This is a genomic window from Chryseobacterium arthrosphaerae, from assembly GCF_001684965.1.
GTDB lineage: Bacteria > Bacteroidota > Bacteroidia > Flavobacteriales > Weeksellaceae > Chryseobacterium > Chryseobacterium arthrosphaerae.
On record NZ_MAYG01000001.1, the window covers coordinates 1,312,468 to 1,329,605 of the forward strand.

General features: G+C 40.4%; 13 protein-coding genes. 7 read left to right on the forward strand and 6 right to left on the reverse strand.

Annotated features, from left to right (window positions below):
- Positions 1-255: 255 nt before the first annotated feature.
- The 3 genes from BBI00_RS05925 to BBI00_RS05935 form a co-directional block, all read right to left on the reverse strand.
- Positions 256-2,103 (reverse strand): chloride channel protein, encoded by a 1,848-nt coding sequence (locus tag BBI00_RS05925; protein WP_065397899.1) that lies wholly within the window; start codon positions 2,101-2,103, stop codon positions 256-258.
- A 114-nt stretch (positions 2,104-2,217) separates the two neighbouring features.
- A complete protein-coding gene (locus BBI00_RS05930) occupies positions 2,218-3,210 on the reverse strand; it encodes an SDR family oxidoreductase (protein WP_065397900.1) in 993 nt (330 codons plus the stop codon).
- A 42-nt stretch (positions 3,211-3,252) separates the two neighbouring features.
- A complete protein-coding gene (locus BBI00_RS05935) occupies positions 3,253-4,521 on the reverse strand; it encodes an NAD(P)/FAD-dependent oxidoreductase (protein ID WP_065399637.1) in 1,269 nt (422 codons plus the stop codon).
- 212 nt (positions 4,522-4,733) lie between these two features.
- Between BBI00_RS05935 and BBI00_RS05940 the strand changes: the two genes are divergently transcribed.
- The 7 genes from BBI00_RS05940 (at position 4,734) to BBI00_RS05970 (ending at position 13,153) form a co-directional block, all read left to right on the forward strand.
- Positions 4,734-5,726 carry an aldo/keto reductase gene (locus BBI00_RS05940; RefSeq protein ID WP_065399638.1) on the forward strand — a complete coding sequence of 331 codons (993 nt, stop codon included), beginning with the start codon at positions 4,734-4,736 and terminating at the stop codon, positions 5,724-5,726.
- Between the two features lie 150 nt (positions 5,727-5,876).
- Positions 5,877-6,560, forward strand: a complete 684-nt coding sequence (locus tag BBI00_RS05945) for a response regulator transcription factor (RefSeq protein ID WP_065397901.1) — start codon at positions 5,877-5,879, stop codon at positions 6,558-6,560.
- Between the two features lie 31 nt (positions 6,561-6,591).
- Positions 6,592-7,878 carry a sensor histidine kinase gene (locus tag BBI00_RS05950; RefSeq protein ID WP_065397902.1) on the forward strand — a complete coding sequence of 429 codons (1,287 nt, stop codon included), beginning with the start codon at positions 6,592-6,594 and terminating at the stop codon, positions 7,876-7,878.
- A 95-nt stretch (positions 7,879-7,973) separates the two neighbouring features.
- A complete protein-coding gene (locus tag BBI00_RS05955; RefSeq protein WP_065397903.1) occupies positions 7,974-9,008 on the forward strand; it encodes a sulfite exporter TauE/SafE family protein in 1,035 nt (344 codons plus the stop codon).
- Between the two features lie 105 nt (positions 9,009-9,113).
- On the forward strand, positions 9,114-9,860 hold the full coding sequence (locus tag BBI00_RS05960) for a COG4705 family protein (RefSeq protein ID WP_065397904.1): 747 nt from the start codon (positions 9,114-9,116) through the stop codon (positions 9,858-9,860).
- A gap of 31 nt (positions 9,861-9,891) precedes the next feature.
- On the forward strand, positions 9,892-12,312 hold the full coding sequence (locus BBI00_RS05965) for a TonB-dependent receptor domain-containing protein (RefSeq protein ID WP_065399639.1): 2,421 nt from the start codon (positions 9,892-9,894) through the stop codon (positions 12,310-12,312).
- 31 nt (positions 12,313-12,343) lie between these two features.
- Entirely contained in the window at positions 12,344-13,153 is an 810-nt protein-coding gene (locus BBI00_RS05970; RefSeq protein WP_065397905.1) for a phosphatase PAP2 family protein, read from the forward strand.
- A gap of 24 nt (positions 13,154-13,177) precedes the next feature.
- On the opposite strand, the gene BBI00_RS05975 is transcribed toward BBI00_RS05970, so the two are convergent.
- The 3 genes from BBI00_RS05975 to BBI00_RS05985 form a co-directional block, all read right to left on the reverse strand.
- The gene (locus BBI00_RS05975; protein WP_065397906.1) at positions 13,178-13,981 is read right to left on the reverse strand and encodes an SDR family oxidoreductase; all 804 of its coding nucleotides are present in this window, start codon (positions 13,979-13,981) and stop codon (positions 13,178-13,180) included.
- A gap of 22 nt (positions 13,982-14,003) precedes the next feature.
- The gene (locus tag BBI00_RS05980) at positions 14,004-15,665 is read right to left on the reverse strand and encodes an FAD-binding dehydrogenase (RefSeq protein ID WP_065397907.1); all 1,662 of its coding nucleotides are present in this window, start codon (positions 15,663-15,665) and stop codon (positions 14,004-14,006) included.
- A gap of 122 nt (positions 15,666-15,787) precedes the next feature.
- Positions 15,788-16,903: an SMI1/KNR4 family protein gene (locus BBI00_RS05985; protein WP_065397908.1), complete on the reverse strand. Its 1,116-nt coding sequence runs from the start codon at positions 16,901-16,903 to the stop codon at positions 15,788-15,790.
- Positions 16,904-17,138: the final 235 nt, after the last annotated feature.

Sequence of the window (17,138 nt, forward strand, 5' to 3'; positions counted from 1 at the left end):
TTCATCAGGAACGGGCTTTAGCCCGTTTAATAAAAACAAGAATTCCAACGGCTTTAGCCAAAACCTGAAGAAAGATGCAAACAGAATTTTTTAGATATTTGATTTTCTTAATGCATACCCCCTTTGTATATCATCCTATTTTGTAATCATCACTCCCTTTGTCATTCCGTAGGAATCCAGCCTTTGTATTAAAATTTAAGAAATAAATTTTTTAAATAGTTTATGGAGCCTTAATAATTCGTAATCTCAGCAGTTCTAATCAGAATACTCTTTCAGCAGTTGTCTGTAGCTCATGAGGATAGAAGATTTTGAAATAAACCCTATGAAATCATTGGCTTCACTCACTACCGGAAGATTCCATACACCGGTATTATCAAAAGTCTGAAGAATTTCCAGAGGTTTATCTTCACGATGGAGAATCGCTGGAGGAGCTTTCATCACCTGGATCACCGTTTGTAAAGAATCGGTTTCTTTATTGAAAAGGTAAGGCCTGATATCATCCAGAGTAAGTACTCCTTTCAGTTTTCTGTGATCATCCACTACCGCAAAAATATTCTTGTTTCCGTTTTTCACAAGCTCAAAAAGCTCTGTAATAGACGCATTCTCATTGATGGTCTGTGAATATTGATCAATAAAATCTTCTGTTCTCAATGCAAAAAGGAGGTTTTTATCATGCTTATTTGTAAAAATTTTCCCTTCGTCTGCCAATGATTTCAGTTCCGGAGAAATAGGCGAGAACCATTTGGCAATAAGATAGGACATTACAGAAACAATCATCAGCGGGATAAACAGGTCATATCCAAAACTGGATTCTGCAATCAGAAATATTGCAGTAAGGGGAGCATACAGAACGCCACTCATTGCTCCTGCCATTCCTACAAGAACAAGATTGGTAACAGGCACATCCGTGAAACCTATATGCTGGCAAACCAGCGCAAATAAATACCCCAGTGTACCTCCTGCAAAAAGTGAAGGGGCAAAATTCCCCCCGTTCCCGCCACTGAATATGGTAAAAGAAGTTGCAAATGCTTTTAAAAGCAATACCAGCACCAGAAATACAATGATCGTCCAGTCTCCGATTTCGAAATACCTGAAGAAACTGTTTTCAATGATCGAATAAGTATTTCCATTGGTAAAAGCCTTGACCGTTTCATATCCTTCCCCGAATAAAGGAGGAAAAAGAACACAGAGCAATGACAGAACAGCGCCTCCGAACATTGCTTTACGCATCTTTGAAAGTTGGAGTCCTTTGATGAAATGCTCCACTTTCTGGGAAATGATCACAAAATAACGGGCATACAGGCCGGTAACCAATCCCAGGATAAGATAATAGGGTACGTTTTTATAATTAAAGGGATCTCTGGTATAAAACCTGAAAAGAACATCTTCCTGAAGTAAAATCCGGGATAAAAGACTCCCGCAGACTGCCGCCACCACCAAAGGAATAAAATCTGTAAAAACAACCCCGGTGAGCAGGATTTCAAATGCAAACATAATTCCTGCAATAGGTGCGTTGAATGCTGAAGCAATACCGGCAGTTGCCCCCGCTGCCAGCAACAGGGTACGTTCCTTGTAGCTGAGCCTGTAGGTTTGGGCATAATTTGATCCGATGGCTGCCCCGGTAACGGCTATCGGGCTTTCTAACCCGGCAGAACCTCCCAATCCCACGGTAATCGCACTCTGAATAACCTGTGAATACATTTTAACAGAAGCCACAATACTGGAATTCTGGGCAATTTCATACAGGATAGCCCCAATCCCTTTTCTGTCCTGGCCTTTGAAAAGGGTTAAAACGATCATTGTCGTCAGTACAATGCCCAGAAAAGGAAATACAATATAAAATAAGATCTGGTATTCAAAGTGAACTTTATTGGTAATAAAATAATGGATGTTGTGTACCAGTGTTTTCAGGATGACTCCGGCAAGACCCGCTGTACACCCTACCAGAATTCCGGAAAGCACCAGAAACTGATTCCGGCTCAGTCTGTTGTTCAGCCAGTGCAGGATAAGCTCATAGCTGCGTGCTTTTTCTAATCCGTATTTCTGGAAATCTCTTTTAAATTTAAGGAAACTTAGGTACTTTTTTTTGTTGTGAATTTTCACCGGAGAAACATTTTAAACTGTTATCAAATTGATACAGCCCTGTAAATTTATGAAATATCTTACAAAAACCCGACAAATGCTCTTTTTAAATCTACAGTTTGCCGGATGATGATCTCACTCCACTTTTTTATTTTTCCCCGAAAACAGCATTCCTGCAGCAATGGCTCCCACAATTCCTGCCCCTGCCATAATGAGTGTGTTGGAAGGGATAGAAAATAATGTCTTTCCATCAATTCCCGTATTGCCTCTGGAAGGAGCCAGTATGTTTCCTGCTGTATTTTCATCTTTACGGTCCTTCTTCATGATCAGCCGCATACCGGCAGAAGAAATATACCGGATCATACCTGGAAATATTTCATATAAATTTTTAAAAACCACGGCAGACCAGTCCGGATATGAAGCTTCTGTCGGATTTTTAGCAGTTTTTACAATAGAAGCTGCCAGCTCACGGGGATCAAATGCCGGTGGAGGAGTGCTCAGCTTTATGCCTGAATAGTTGGCTGCATGTTCTATTCCGGAAGATTTCTGAAATCCGGGATAAAGCGCACAGATATGAATGTCCGGAAAATCAGAGACCTCTCCCTGCAAAGTTTCCACCATGCCGCGGATACCGAATTTTGAAGCCGTATAAGCGGTTCCGTAAGGTGCAGGCATCCAGCCGCCAATAGAAATATTATTAAGCAAGACGCCTCTTTTCTGTCGTTTAAAAACAGGAAGTACTGCATGGGCGGCATGCATATAACCTAAAAGGTTGGTTTTAATGATCTGTTCTGTAATCTCTGTAGGGATTTCTTCAAATTTTCCAAAAGCCAATACTCCGGCATTATTGACCCAATAATCAATCTTTCCGCTAAACTCAAGAGCCTCCGCTACAAGCCTTGAAACTTCTTCTGCATCAGACATATCCGTAGGAACAGCAATAACTGAAACTCCAAATTTCCTGCATAGTTCTGCCGTTTCATTCAGAGCGTCTTCATTACGTGCAGCCAGAACGAGATCTGCTCCCTGCTCTGCAAAGGCTTCTGCGGTAGCCTTACCAATTCCGCTGGAGGCTCCGGTGATGACAACTGTTTCTCCAAAAAAGGGAGGTTTTCTGTGATTTTTCATAATATTATCGATTTGAGAGTGATTTGAGATACTATTTTAACGCTATCCGTTCCCCGTATTCCTTTTCGGCATCAGAATAAGTCTGATGGAAGGGTTATTGGTAATAAACAACCGGAACCAGTCCAGTGCCAGCTGAACTTTACTTCTGAATCCTACCAGAGGAATAATATGAATAAAAAGCCAGGTAAGCCATGCGGTAAATCCTTTAAAGGAAGTCTTCGGAAGATCCACCACTGCATTAAACTTTGAAATAATTGCCATACTTCCCTTATCATTATACCGGAATGGCTCCAGCACCTTACCGTCTTCTATCCGTTTAAAATTAGCCGCCAGATTCTTACCCTGCTGAATGGCCACCTGAGCCAGCTGAGGATGCCCGTTCGGATATTTTTCTTCAGAAAGCATCAGGCAGATGTCTCCCATTGCGTAAATATTTGCAGTGTCTTCAACTTTATTGTAACCATCCACCAGCACCCGTCTTCCTTTTCCTATGCTTTTTTCCGGTAATCCTTTGATCTCTCTTCCCGTTACTCCGGAAGTCCAGATCAGGGTTTCCGTATCGATTGTTTTTCCATCGCTTAATATCACTTTACAGTTGATATAGTCTTTTACAGAAACATTCAAAAGAATTTTAACTCCTAATTCTTTCAGTTTATCATAAGCGGTTTGCTGAGCCAGCTTACTCATCGGAGAAAGAAGGGAGGGCAATGCATCAATCAGATAAATGCTTGAGAGATTTAACTTTATTTCCGGATACTCTTTTTTGGCAATATATTTCCCCATTTCAGCCAGCATTCCGGCCAGTTCCACTCCTGTAGGACCACCACCGGCAATCACGATATTCTGCAGTTTTTCAGCTTCATTGATGTTCTTGTTTCTTGCTGCTTCTTCCAGCGTCAGTAATACATGGTTTCTGAGGTACAGTGCTTCTTCAATATTTTTCATAGGAAGGGCATGTTTCTGTACATTTTCCATTCCAAAAAAATTAGATTCCGTTCCCAATGCAAGAACGAGATAATCATAGCTGAGATTACCGGTGTCTGTTTCAATGGTTTTGTTTTCAGGATGCACCCGGATCAGGCTTCCCATATGAAATTTCACATTTTTATTTTCTGAAAACAGTTTCCGGAAAGGGTAGCTGATATTGGATGCTTCTATAAATGACGTAGCCACCTGATAAATCAATGGTGGAAAAAAATGGTAATTATTTTTATCTACCAGGGTAATTTTGAACCTGTTGTCGTTTTTGAGGGATTTGATCAGATTGATGCCTGCAAATCCTCCTCCTACGATCAGAATATGCTTTTTCATATGAATGAATATTGAAATGGTGTATTCAGTTTCATTCAATAACAGGACCAAAGAAGTTATAAAACAAACATTTAACATTAAATAAACATTTCTAAAATCCTTTGCCCAATCTGCTTTTCGTAATGTTTGAACTCCTTTTTTTTTATTTTTTATCCGGGTCTGCATGATGTTTGCTGCCTGTAGTATTAATCCAACACTTAAATATTTTTGATATGAAAACAGAGGTTTTAACAGATCTTCACCGATTGGGAATTGGTGGAGTAGCCATAGGAACAGCTTTTGAAAATATAACAGACGAACAATCCTTTGAAATTCTGCAGGCAGCATGGGATGCCGGAATCAGGTATTATGATACTTCTCCCTGGTATGGCCTTACAAAGAGTGAAAGAAGATTCGGAAACTTCCTGAAGGAGAAAGACAGAAGCCAGTTCATTTTTTCAACCAAAGCAGGAAGACTGTTTCATGAAGTTCCTGAATCTGAAGTGCCACCCACCATGTGGAAAAATCCATTGAATTTTGATTTCCGGCATGATTATACGGCCGATGCTGTTAAAAGATCTATTGATGACAGTCTGGAAAGGACAGGACTTGAGCACATAGATATAGTATATGTTCACGATCTCTCTGAAGATCAGGTAGGAGACCGTTATCCGTATTTTCTTGAGCAGGCGAGGAAAGGTGCTTTTAAAATACTTTCCGAGCTGCGTGATCAGGGAATCATCAAAGCATGGGGAATGGGCGTCAATAAGATAGAACCTATTTTAGACTGTATTGAATCTGCAGATCCCGATATCTGTCTTTCTGCTACCCAATATTCCATTCTGGAGCATGAAGATGCTGTAGACCGGCTTCTTCCGGCTGTAAAAAAAGCAGGCGTAAAACTGGTGTCAGGAGCAGGCTACAATTCCGGATATCTAGGAGGAAGGGAACGTTATAATTATAAGGAGATCATCCCGAAAGGAATGCATGAAAAAAGAGCCAGAATGTCTGCCATTGCAGAGGAATACAATATCAGTCTGATTGATGCTGCCCTCCATTTTGTTCTTGCTTCCGATGAATTTGTTTCCATTATCCCCGGAGCCAGCCGGCCGGAACAGGTGAAAGATAATGTAGAAGCATTACAGGCCAAAATTCCTTACGATTTCTGGCAGGAGCTGAAAGCAGAAGGCCTGATTTATGAAAAGGCACAAATCCCTACAGAATAGAACAGGTCTTCTGATTGCAAAGGAAGCATATATTGTTTTGAATAAGATGGTTATCCGTAAATTTATTTTGTACGATCCTGAGTAAGCTTTTTTAAGACAGTTTATATTCAAGTTCAGAATTTCTTCAAAATTTAATCATAGCTTTATTGCATGAAAATTTTAATCATTGAAGACGAGACGGAGCTGGCCAGGAGTATCTCAGAATACCTTTCCGGAGAAAATTATCTCTGTGAGACAGCCGGCACCTTCGGTGAAGCTATGGGTAAAATAGAAACCTTCGACTACGACTGTATTCTATTGGATATCATGCTTCCCGGAGGCAGCGGGCTTACCATTCTGGAAGAATTGAAAAAACTTCATAAACAGGATGGCGTTATTATTATTTCTGCCAAAAATGCCCTTGATGATAAAATTGAAGGCCTGAAACTGGGAGCGGATGACTATCTTACCAAACCTTTTCATCTTTCTGAGCTTATGGCAAGGGTATATTCCATCATCCGGAGAAAACAGTTCAGCAGCTCCAATGTAATAAGCCAGAATGAATTACAGATTGACCTGCTGGCCAAAACAGTAACTGTACATGAGGAAATGATTTCATTAACGAAGAAAGAATTTGATCTTCTTATCTATTTCATCGGGAACAAAAATAAAGTTATTTCTAAAAGTACTCTGGCAGAACATCTTTCCGGAGACTTCGCCGATATGCTTGACAATCACGACTTTGTATATGCCCATGTGAAAAACCTTAAGAAAAAACTATATGATGCAGGATGCGGGCACTATCTTAAAACAGTATATGGGACAGGGTATAAGTGGGAAAGCCAGGATAATTAAGACAATTCATAACCCATAATTCATCATTATATTGAAGCCTCTATTAACAAAAACCACCAAGCCCTTTCTGATCTACGTACTTATTGTGCTGATGATCAGTATTCCCGTGTATTATTTTGTAGTAGATACGATCTGGCAAAGTGAACTGGATGAACATAACCAGATCATTGTAGAGAAAACGGCTTATGAATTCAATCAACTGAAGCTTTCGGACGAAGCATTGGATAAAAGCCTTGAATTATGGAATCACATTCAGCCCGAAACAAATATTGAAAGAATTACTGCTGATCAGATTAAAAATGATACTGCCTATACCTACGAAAAACACTTACCTTTTATATCCGAACAAAAAAAGGAGCGCTACAGATGCCTGAAAAAGGTAGTATACGTTCAGGGCAAACCATATCTTTTTACAATACAGACCAACATTGAAGAGTCTCACGAAACCATAGCAGTCATTGCCATGATCACTATATTTTTCTTTGTGGTTATTGTTCTTGGTCTTTTGTACCTGAACAGAAAACTTTCATCTTCTGTCTGGAAACCGTTCAGGGATACGCTGGACCGCTTGAAAACATTTAATCTCAACAGCCAGTCCAATATTGAATTTCCCACCTCGGATACAGTAGAATTTGAAGAACTCAATCAATCACTTTACAAACTGATAGAACGCAACGTTTCTACCTATAAAACCCAGAAAGAATTTACGGAAAATGCATCTCATGAGCTTCAGACACCGCTTGCCATCATCAAAAATAAACTTGATCTTTTGCTCCAGGACCAGGATCTGACCGAAAAACAGTACGGAATTGCAGAAGACATCAATAAAGCACTCATCAGAAGTTCCCGGATCAATAAAAATCTTTTGCTGCTGGCTAAAATTGATAACCATCAGTTTGATAATTCTGAAACGATAGCGCTGGACCATCTGCTTCGGCAAAGTACCAACGCTCTCGAAGAGCATTTTGAACAAAAAAACATTGCCGTCCAGCAAAATATAGCGGATGATGTACAGGTAAACGGAAACAGTATCCTGAGCGAAATCCTGATCAACAATCTTATCATCAATGCTATCCGCCATACTTCTCCGGGAGGATCCATTATTATAAATCTGACGAAGTCTGTTTTTGAAGTGTCGAATTCAGGAACAGAAAAACTGGATCCGGATCTGCTGTTCAAGAGGTTCTCAAAACTTTCAACAGATAACAGCGGCAGCGGATTGGGATTGTCTATCATCCAGGAAATCTGCAGATTTCATCACTGGACCGTCAGCTATAGGTTTGAAAACAGCCGCCATATCTTCACTGTTAATTTATAGTTAAAAAAAATACAGACTCCGGCAATTCAAAATTTCTTCTAAATCAGGTTACATCTTTGTAAAGAAAATACACTGAGGTATAAATAGATTTAGAAATGATTTTAAAAATTGTGCTATTATTCGCCGGAACTGTACTGGCATTCTGGATCAGCGCTATCTCTGGCGGTGGCGCAAGCCTTATCCTGATTCCGGTTCTTAATTTGCTGCTTCCCGCATCATTAGTACCTTTCTCTCTTACGATAGGGACATTTACAAGCTCTGCATCCCGGATTGCGGTATTTAAAAAGCATATCAACTGGAAAATATTTTTGTGGTTTGTTCCGTTTTCTATTCCGGCTGTATTAGCAGGTGCCTGTCTTATCAAATATGTCAACCCGAATTATCTACAGCTTATTGTAGCTTTCTTCCTGATTGCCAATCTTCCGCAACTTTTTGCTTCTAAAAATAAGACTGAAGAAACAGGAAAAGAATATCCAAAATCAGTATTGGCACTTATCGGCTTTTCTGCAGGGTTCATTTCAGGAATTACCGGGGCGGTCGGACTTCTTTTTAACCGTTTTTATTTAAAATTCGGGCTTAAAAAGGAAGAAATTGTAGCAACCCGGGCAGCCAATGAAGTATGTCTCCACCTTATCAAGCTGATCATTTACATTTCATTGGGATTGTATTCAAATACAGCGCTGTGGCTGGGAATAGTTATTGCGGTGGCGGCAATCATGTCTTCGTATACCGTAAAATATATCCTTCCGTATCTCAGTGAAAACCTCTTTAAGAAAATAGGATACGGGGCGATGGTGGTATCCGGGATTATCTTATTCACAGGAACTTCCGGGAAAATCATTGAACAGGATCAGATTGTAGTGAACCATTTATCTACCCGACAGAAAAATGTGTATTCCATGTCCTGGAGAGATACCAAAATGGTACTTGAATATAAGGCGAGTAAAGGATTTGAATTTGAAAAGAGTATTCAGCCTGAGGATCTGTCAGAAAACCTTAAGGAAAAATACCATACTCTGATGGAGCATTATGATGAAGTTCGTATAGAGAAAGTGTATGCTTTCGGGAAAGCGATTACTCATGAGTTTTATTGTTATAAGAATAATGTGCTGACCAGATTTAAAGTATAATCAGGAGTTTACGAGACTGGAAAAGACTGCGCAGTTTTTCAAAAGCATCAGTATTATCCGGAGAGATAAAAAAAATAGAAAAAGTAATAAGAAAAGACCAACAGGATGAGAACAGCAAATAAAGTAGCAGCCGTCACCATACTTTTCTGGCTCATGAAAATTGTAGCGACGACATTAGGTGAAACGCTCGGGGATTTTATTTCCATGACCCTCAATTTAGGGTATGTGGTGGGTATTCTGGTTACTCTTGCATTTTTCGTCATCATAGCAGCTGTACAGCTCAATGTAAAAAAATACATACCGGCGATATACTGGCTGGTGATTACAGGAACAACGACTTTGGGAACGGAAATATCGGATTTTATTGACAGGACCTTAAAAACCGGTTATCTTGTGGGAAGCCTGATCCTGCTTTCAGGGCTCTTGATTTCACTGTTCCTGTGGTATAAGAAGTATGGAAACCTTGAAGTGTATCCGGTTTTTGAGCGAAATAAAGAACTCTATTACTGGACGGCGATCCTGTTTTCCAATAGCCTGGGAACAGCTTTTGGGGATTTCCTGAGTGATAATCTGGGATTGGGTTATATGACAGGTGCCCTGATTACCGGGCTGATCATATTGATCGTCATTGCCCTTCATTATTTTACGAAAATCAATCATGTCCTGCTCTTTTGGATTGCATTTGTTTTTACCAGACCATTTGGAGCTACCTTCGGAGATCTTTTGACGAAACCATTATCGAAGGGTGGGCTGGATCTCGGTACACTCAATGCTTCACTGATTTCTGTTTTCCTTATGATCCTCATGATTTTTATTTCGCAGAAAAGGCATAACAATGCTTCCAAAGAATAATTTCTATCTCAATAATAAAAGATTAACCAGAATGAATAAAACAAAACTGCTGTTTTTCCCAACATGTATGATGATTTCCACTGTGATTTCCGCGCAGACCAATTCCGTAACGGCTTCGGGAAAAATTATCAATAAAGATAAAGCCGCTTTGCCATATGTGAATATTATTTTAAAAAAAGAAAAAGACAGCACCTTTACGGCCGGAACCATTACCAATGAAGAGGGTAGGTTTTCTCTTTCGGGCATAAAACCTGATCATTATATTCTGGAAACATCCATTGCCGGTTACAATACACAGCTGCAACCCGTTTTTATAGGAAGTCTTTCTGAATTTCTGGAAATTCCTGCCATAGAGCTGACCCCAAAGGAAGACAGAGAAACCAAAATAGAAACAGTCACCATTACGGCATCCAAAAAGAATGAAATCGACAGCCGGCTTGATAAAAAAACATATTCTGTAGCAGACAACATCAGCCAAAGCGGAGGATCTGTGCTGCAAAATATGCAGAATCTTCCCGGAATTACAGTACAGGACGGAAAAGTACAGCTGAGAGGAAATGATAAGGTAACGGTACTGATTGACGGCAAACAGACTGCCCTTACAGGCTTCGGAAGCCAGACCGGATTGGATAACATTCCTGCATCTGCCATTGATAAGATTGAAATCATCAATAATCCTTCGGCAAAATATGATGCCAACGGAAATGCGGGGATCATCAATATCATTATGAAAAAGAACAGGCAGAGCGGATGGAACGGAAAAGCAGGATTCACAACAGGTTTGGGCTCACTTTGGATAAGAAAAGAAAATCTTCCGGACATAAGACCACAGTATACACAGACCCCGAAAATCAATCCTACAGTATCTGTCAGTTATAGAAAAAATAAAGTCAATCTCTTTTTACAGGCAGATAATCTGTATACGGAAACGCTTAATAAAAATGAATTTGTAACCCGTACCTATGATGACGGTACAGTGATCAATTCCCAATTAAAAAGAAACAGAAATACCAATTTCTTTACCACCAAAGCCGGAATCGACTGGAATATGGATTCACAAAATACATTAATGGTTTCGGGGATGTATGGAAGTGAAAAAATCATTGACCGTGGAGACCAGCCATTCTTTAACGGTGACCTTTCCCAACGTCTGCGTCTGTGGCAGTTCCTTGAAGATGAACTGAAGACTACTGTGATGGGAACAGCTTCCTATCAGCATAAATTCAAAGAGGCAGGCCATGTATTGAATGTTGGGTTCAACTATACTTTTCACAGAGAGGACGAAAAATATTTTTATGATAATTATCTTCCGGCTTCTACGGGAACGGATGCGTTTAAGCTATTATCGGACGAACAGGTCTATGATTTCAATGTAGATTACATAAAACCGTTAAGATACGGGAGAATAGAGACCGGAATAAAGCTCAGAAGCAGAAGCATTCCTACCAATATGAATTTTATCCCGGGAGCGAATTCCGTTCTGGATGTTTCTGCAGGAGGGAAAGCAGATTATAAAGAATTTATTCCTGCCGTCTATGGAAACTATGTATTTGAAAATGAAAAATGGGAAGCAGAGCTGGGGCTCAGGCTGGAATATGTAAGAATTGAATATGATGTGAATCCCAATTATCCTACATATAAAAGTGACGGATACAATTATACACAGCCATTCCCGAACTTCAGGTTGGCCTATAAACTGGATGACCGCAATAAGTTCTCCGTATTTTACAACAGAAGGGTAGACCGTCCCAATGAGGTTGATATCCGGATCTTTCCGAAATATGATGACGCAGAGATCATCAAAGTAGGAAATCCGGCCTTACGTCCACAATTTACCAATTCCATTGAACTGGGTTATAAGCATACCTGGGACAACGGATATCTGTATTCTGCGTTATACCATCGTTTTGCCAACGGAACGATCACCAGAATTTCGAGTACCGTTCCAGGAAGCAACCTTATCTATGCTCTGTTCCAGAATGCGGGAAGGAGTTACAATACAGGGCTGGAAGCTATCTGGAACCAGAAAATATCCGGAGTTTATTCCTTTAATGTGAACGGAAACCTCTACCGGAATCAGATCAGTGCATTTTCTGTCCAGAACCTGTATCCGAAACCCAATATTTTCTCAGCAGAGAAACAGACTGCAATTTCCGGAAATATCAAAATGAATCATGTTTTTCATTTTGCAAAAGGCTGGGATGCACAGTGTACCCTTGTATATCTGGCGCCGGACATTATTCCGCAGGGTAGGATACAGTCAAGATTTTCAATGGATGCAGGGGTAAAAAAATCGATCCAGAAAGGAAAAGGAGAGTTGTTTTTCAATGCTTCGGATCTGCTGAATACAATGGTTGTGAAGAAATCTGTTCAGGGGATGGGATTTGCGTATACGAGCAATGATTACTATGAAACGCAGGTCGTACGGCTGGGTTACAGCTATAAATTTTAACAGAATAAGTAAATTAATACATGTGATTAGGATGAAAAAGTATTTTCAAAAAACATTGATCTGTATCATAACGGTAAGCGCAGCTTTAGGCCGGATCAGCGCCCAGAACACGAAAGATACTGTTGCTGTTCACGAACCTTTACAGGATAGTATACCAGCAGCCGGTATTCAAAAAAATAAGCTGAATTATAAAACCCTGATCATTCCTGCAGCATTGATAGGCTATGGAGTAGCAGGGTTAGCAATGGATAATCTGAAGAACCTTAACAGCTCTACCAGGACTGAAATCAACGAACATCAGCCTGCCCGCATAAAGCTGGACAATTATACCCAATATGCACCGGCAGCAATGGTATACGGATTCAATGCCATCGGAATCAAAGGAAAGCACAATTTAAGAGACCGTACCATTATCTATGCTTCTTCCCAGTTGATTGTTGCCGCATTTACAATGCCTTTGAAATATATTGTAAAAGAAGAGAGACCGGATGGGTCAAACACCCTGTCTTTTCCATCAGGACATTCTGCCACAGCTTTTTCTTCCGCCCAGTTTATGTTCAGGGAATATAAAGACACTCATTTCTGGCTGAGTCTTTCGGGATATCCGCTGGCTATTTTTACAGCGGTATACCGGATGCTGAATGATAAGCACTGGCTTGGAGACGTAGTAGCAGGTGCCGGTTTCGGAATTCTTTCCACAGAGCTTGCTTACTGGCTGTTTCCAAGAATTGATACCCTGCTGCTTGGAAAAAACAAGCCTAAAAATGCGCTGACATCCACGATGGTTATGCCATTCTATCAGAACAAAACAGTAGGGATAGGTATTGTGAAAACTTTTTAATAAAAATGATTATCATTCATTACATCATACAACCTTTGCCTTACGGATAACTTTGGCCAGTAATCCCGGAAAAAATCTTTTCAGCCAGGCACCCAATATTTCTTTACCGCCTATTGCCTTTTGTCTTTTCTGCTTTTCAATGGCATGAAGCATTTTTCCTGCAAAAACACCTACAGGCATTCCCTGTTGTGTGGCATTATCCATTGTTCCCTGCTGTGATCCGTCTCCGGTGACGGCGTGTATAGAAATATCGGTTTGTATAAATCCGGGGCAGATCATGGTAATCTGAATATTATGATCATACAGCTCTGCCCGTAAGGCATCAAAAAAACCATGCAGGGCATGCTTTGCACCGGCATATCCGCTTCTCATAGGTGCCCCGAATATTCCCATCAGGCTGGAAACAACAGCAATCTGCCCGCTGCCATTTTTAATCATATAGGGAAGAACGGCTTTGGTAAGAGCTACGGTTCCGATATAATCCACTTCTATTAAATGTTTATCCACTTCTATATCCGTTTCTATCGCTAAAGAACGTTGCGATAATCCCGCATTGTTTATAAGAAGATCAATTTTACCGAATTTTTCTATTGCTTTTGCAGCTATATCCGGCATATTCTTATAATCGGCAAGATCCAGGGGAAGTACGGCAAACCTGTTACCGGGAAGTCCTGCTTTTTCTGCTACAGTAAAGAGCTGTTCTTTTTTCCTTGATGAAAGAATGATTTTGGCCGTAGATTTTGATGCCAGTTCTTTTACCAGAGCTTCACCTATTCCTGAAGAAGCACCTGTGATCCAAATGACTTTATCATTAAAATAATGACTCATAGGAGTATGTTTATTATTAAGTTTATTTCAGTCCGGCAATATATTTCCCGGCTTTCATTCCTGAAAAGATACATCCGCCCAGGAAGGTTCCTTCCAGCGCCCGGTAGCCATGCATCCCGCCGCCGCCAAAACCTGCCGCTTCTCCTGCCGCATACAATCCTCCAATGATACTGTCATCAGCCCTCAGAACCTGTCCGTTAAGATTAGTTTTAATGCCGCCCAGTGTTTTACGGGTCAGAATATTAAGACGTACCGCAATCAAAGGACCATTTTCCGGATCCAGAATTTTGTGGGGAGCAGCCACACGGCCAAGTTTATCTCCGAGATAATTGCGGGTATTCCGGATATAGTTCACCTGGGTATCCTTAGAAAACTTATTGTCCAGTTCCCGGTCTCTGGCTTCAATCTGTGCTTTTATTTTTTCATAGTTTAAAAGATGATCTCCTGACAGTTGATTCATCCTAGCCACCAGATCTTCCAGATTGTCTGATACAATGAAATCTTTCCCATGCTCCTTAAACGCTTCTACGGGTCCCGGTGCTTTTTTGCCAAAGATTCTTTTAAGGAAGAGAGAATAGTCCTTATTGGTAATATCAGGATTCTGTTCTGAACCTGAAAGGGCAAATTCTTTTTTAATAATTTTCTGGGTAAGGATAAACCAGGAATAAGAATAGCCTGTTTCCTGTATATATTTTAAAGTTCCCAGTGTATCAAATCCCGGCAGAAACGGGGCAGGAAGCCGTTTTCCTTTCGCATCAAACCATAGGGAAGAGGGTCCGGGCAAGATCCGGATTCCGTGATTGGGCCAGATGGGGTTCCAGTTTTGCAGACCTTCGGTATAATGCCACATTCTGTCACGGTTGATAATATCAGCACCGGCGGTTTCTGCAATACCAATCATTTTTCCATCCACATAAGCCGGTACTCCGCACACCATGTTCTCAGGGGCTTTTCCAAGTCTTTCGGGCCAGTTTTTACGTACAAGCTCATGATTGGCGCCAATGCCTCCGGAAGCAATAATAATATTTTCAGCAGTATATTCAAATGATGAAATTACATTTCTGTTGGTTTCAGCACCTCTTTCTTTATTATCATTCTCAAGGATATCTCCTTTTAAGCCTCTGACCTTTCCGTTTTCTACCATCAGCTCAGTGACTCTATGCCTGAATTTCATCTGTAAAAGTCCTTTTTCTTTAGCCTGATACGCTTTTTCCACAAAAGGTTTTACAACACCGGTTCCGGTACCCCAGCTGACATGAAAACGGGGAACTGAGTTTCCGTGGCCTGTTGCAGATCCGTCTCCGCGCTCTGCCCAGCCAACCATAAACATCAGCTTTATCCCAAGCCGGGAGATATAGCTGTATTTCTCACCGGCAGCAAACTTCAGATAGGCTTCGGCCCATTGACGGGGCCAGTAATCTTCTTTACGGTCAAAGCCGGCAGTTCCTTTCCAATCCTGCAGGGCGAGCTCATAAGAGTCTTTGATGCCCATTCTCCGCTGTTGTGGAGAATTGATCAGAAAAAGCCCTCCGAATGACCAGAATGCCTGTCCACCGATATTCTCTTCTGTTTCCTGATCCAATATAAGAACCTTTTTCCCGGCATTGGTAATTTCCATAGCGGCTGTAAGTCCTGCGAGTCCGGTTCCTATGATGATGGCATCAGGCTGGAATTTTTCTTCCATTTTTATGAGGTGTTTTTGTTGAATAATACTTGATCTAAAAGTATAAAATATTTGTACACCAATGCGGTAAGGAAGTTTAAAAAAATAAAATTTCTGATCAGAAGACAGTCTCTGCAAAACTTTTATGCTGTAAAATCAAATTCAGCCTGGGCTCCTAAATCTATCAGCTGCTCATAATCCTTTTGAAGCCATTTGTAATATCCGTTCCTAAAGAGAATCCGGTTACTTTTACTCAGTTTCAGTGCCTCAGCTCCAGAAAGATGATGCTCTTTTTTAAGCAAAGCAATAATTTTCATTTTATTCGGACCGATATCTGTAATGTATAAGTTGGCTTCTCTCCAGTCTGACAGGTCATTTATCTTTTCTTCAACAGCTTCTTCTGACATTTCTTCCTGGTTTTCGATCGCTTCATAAACTTCTTTCCAGAAAGGATTTCCAGAGTCTTTATAAGGTTTGAAATAGTCTGATAAAGCTTTTTTATCCCATCTCACAGCATGCACATCATCTATTATTTTCTGAAAGTCTTCTAAAGAATCGGCAATTTTCAATGGTTCCCAATATCCCTGTCCGTGATAGGCAAAATATACCGGAAACCCGGCAGCATGTTCATTTAAATCAACAAAAAAAGGATCAGCAAAATAATTGGTAGCCAATACAATCCAATCAGGTTTGAAGTCACCCGGAGCATTTCCGGTAAGGTCTTTATTTTCAACCGAATTGTAATGATAACCATCCTGAAAATAATAGATCTGTTCTGGCACAGCATAGTTTTCAGGTAGGGAAAGTCCTTCTGTTATTATAGCCTTTTCAAGAAATTTTAAAATCTCAGGATAAGATGAGATTCTCTGAAACAGAATATCATTGCCTATGGCTTTTTTATTATGTTCTCCGGGTGGTAAAGTGGCCTGTGCCTGATCAAAAGGAAACCTGCGCTGCATCCAATGCAAAAGATCCCGGTCCAGAACCTTCAGTAATTCTTTCTGTAAAACCCCATACGAACTTAGATAAACTTTGGGATCATTTTCTTTTTCTGATATGACAGCGACCTGTCCGCCGGAATCATCAGCTACGGGAATATAACCGGGAAGAAATTCTTCAAACTGATACGTATCATACCGTTCCCGGACCTCTTCCCGGTTCCGGAATACACGCACCACACCAGCAACGATCTCTTCATCAGATTCTTTGGTAAAAACTTTTATAAATTCCAGCCAATGGTTGGGAAAACGGATTTTCATAAAGATGAAATAAGGTTAAATAATTCAGAAAAGGCCATCAACAGGCAGTTCTTATCTACGAAAATACAAAAAGTGGATTTATTGCAAAAAAAAGTAAGTCCTTATTCTGGGGTATGAACCAGGCACATTTAATGTTATTCTTATAACTCCTAAAATATTCTGATCCTGAAAAATCTTTCTAAAGGATAATTTCCTGTCATCAGTTACAGAAAGCTCAACAAAACATTTTTATCTT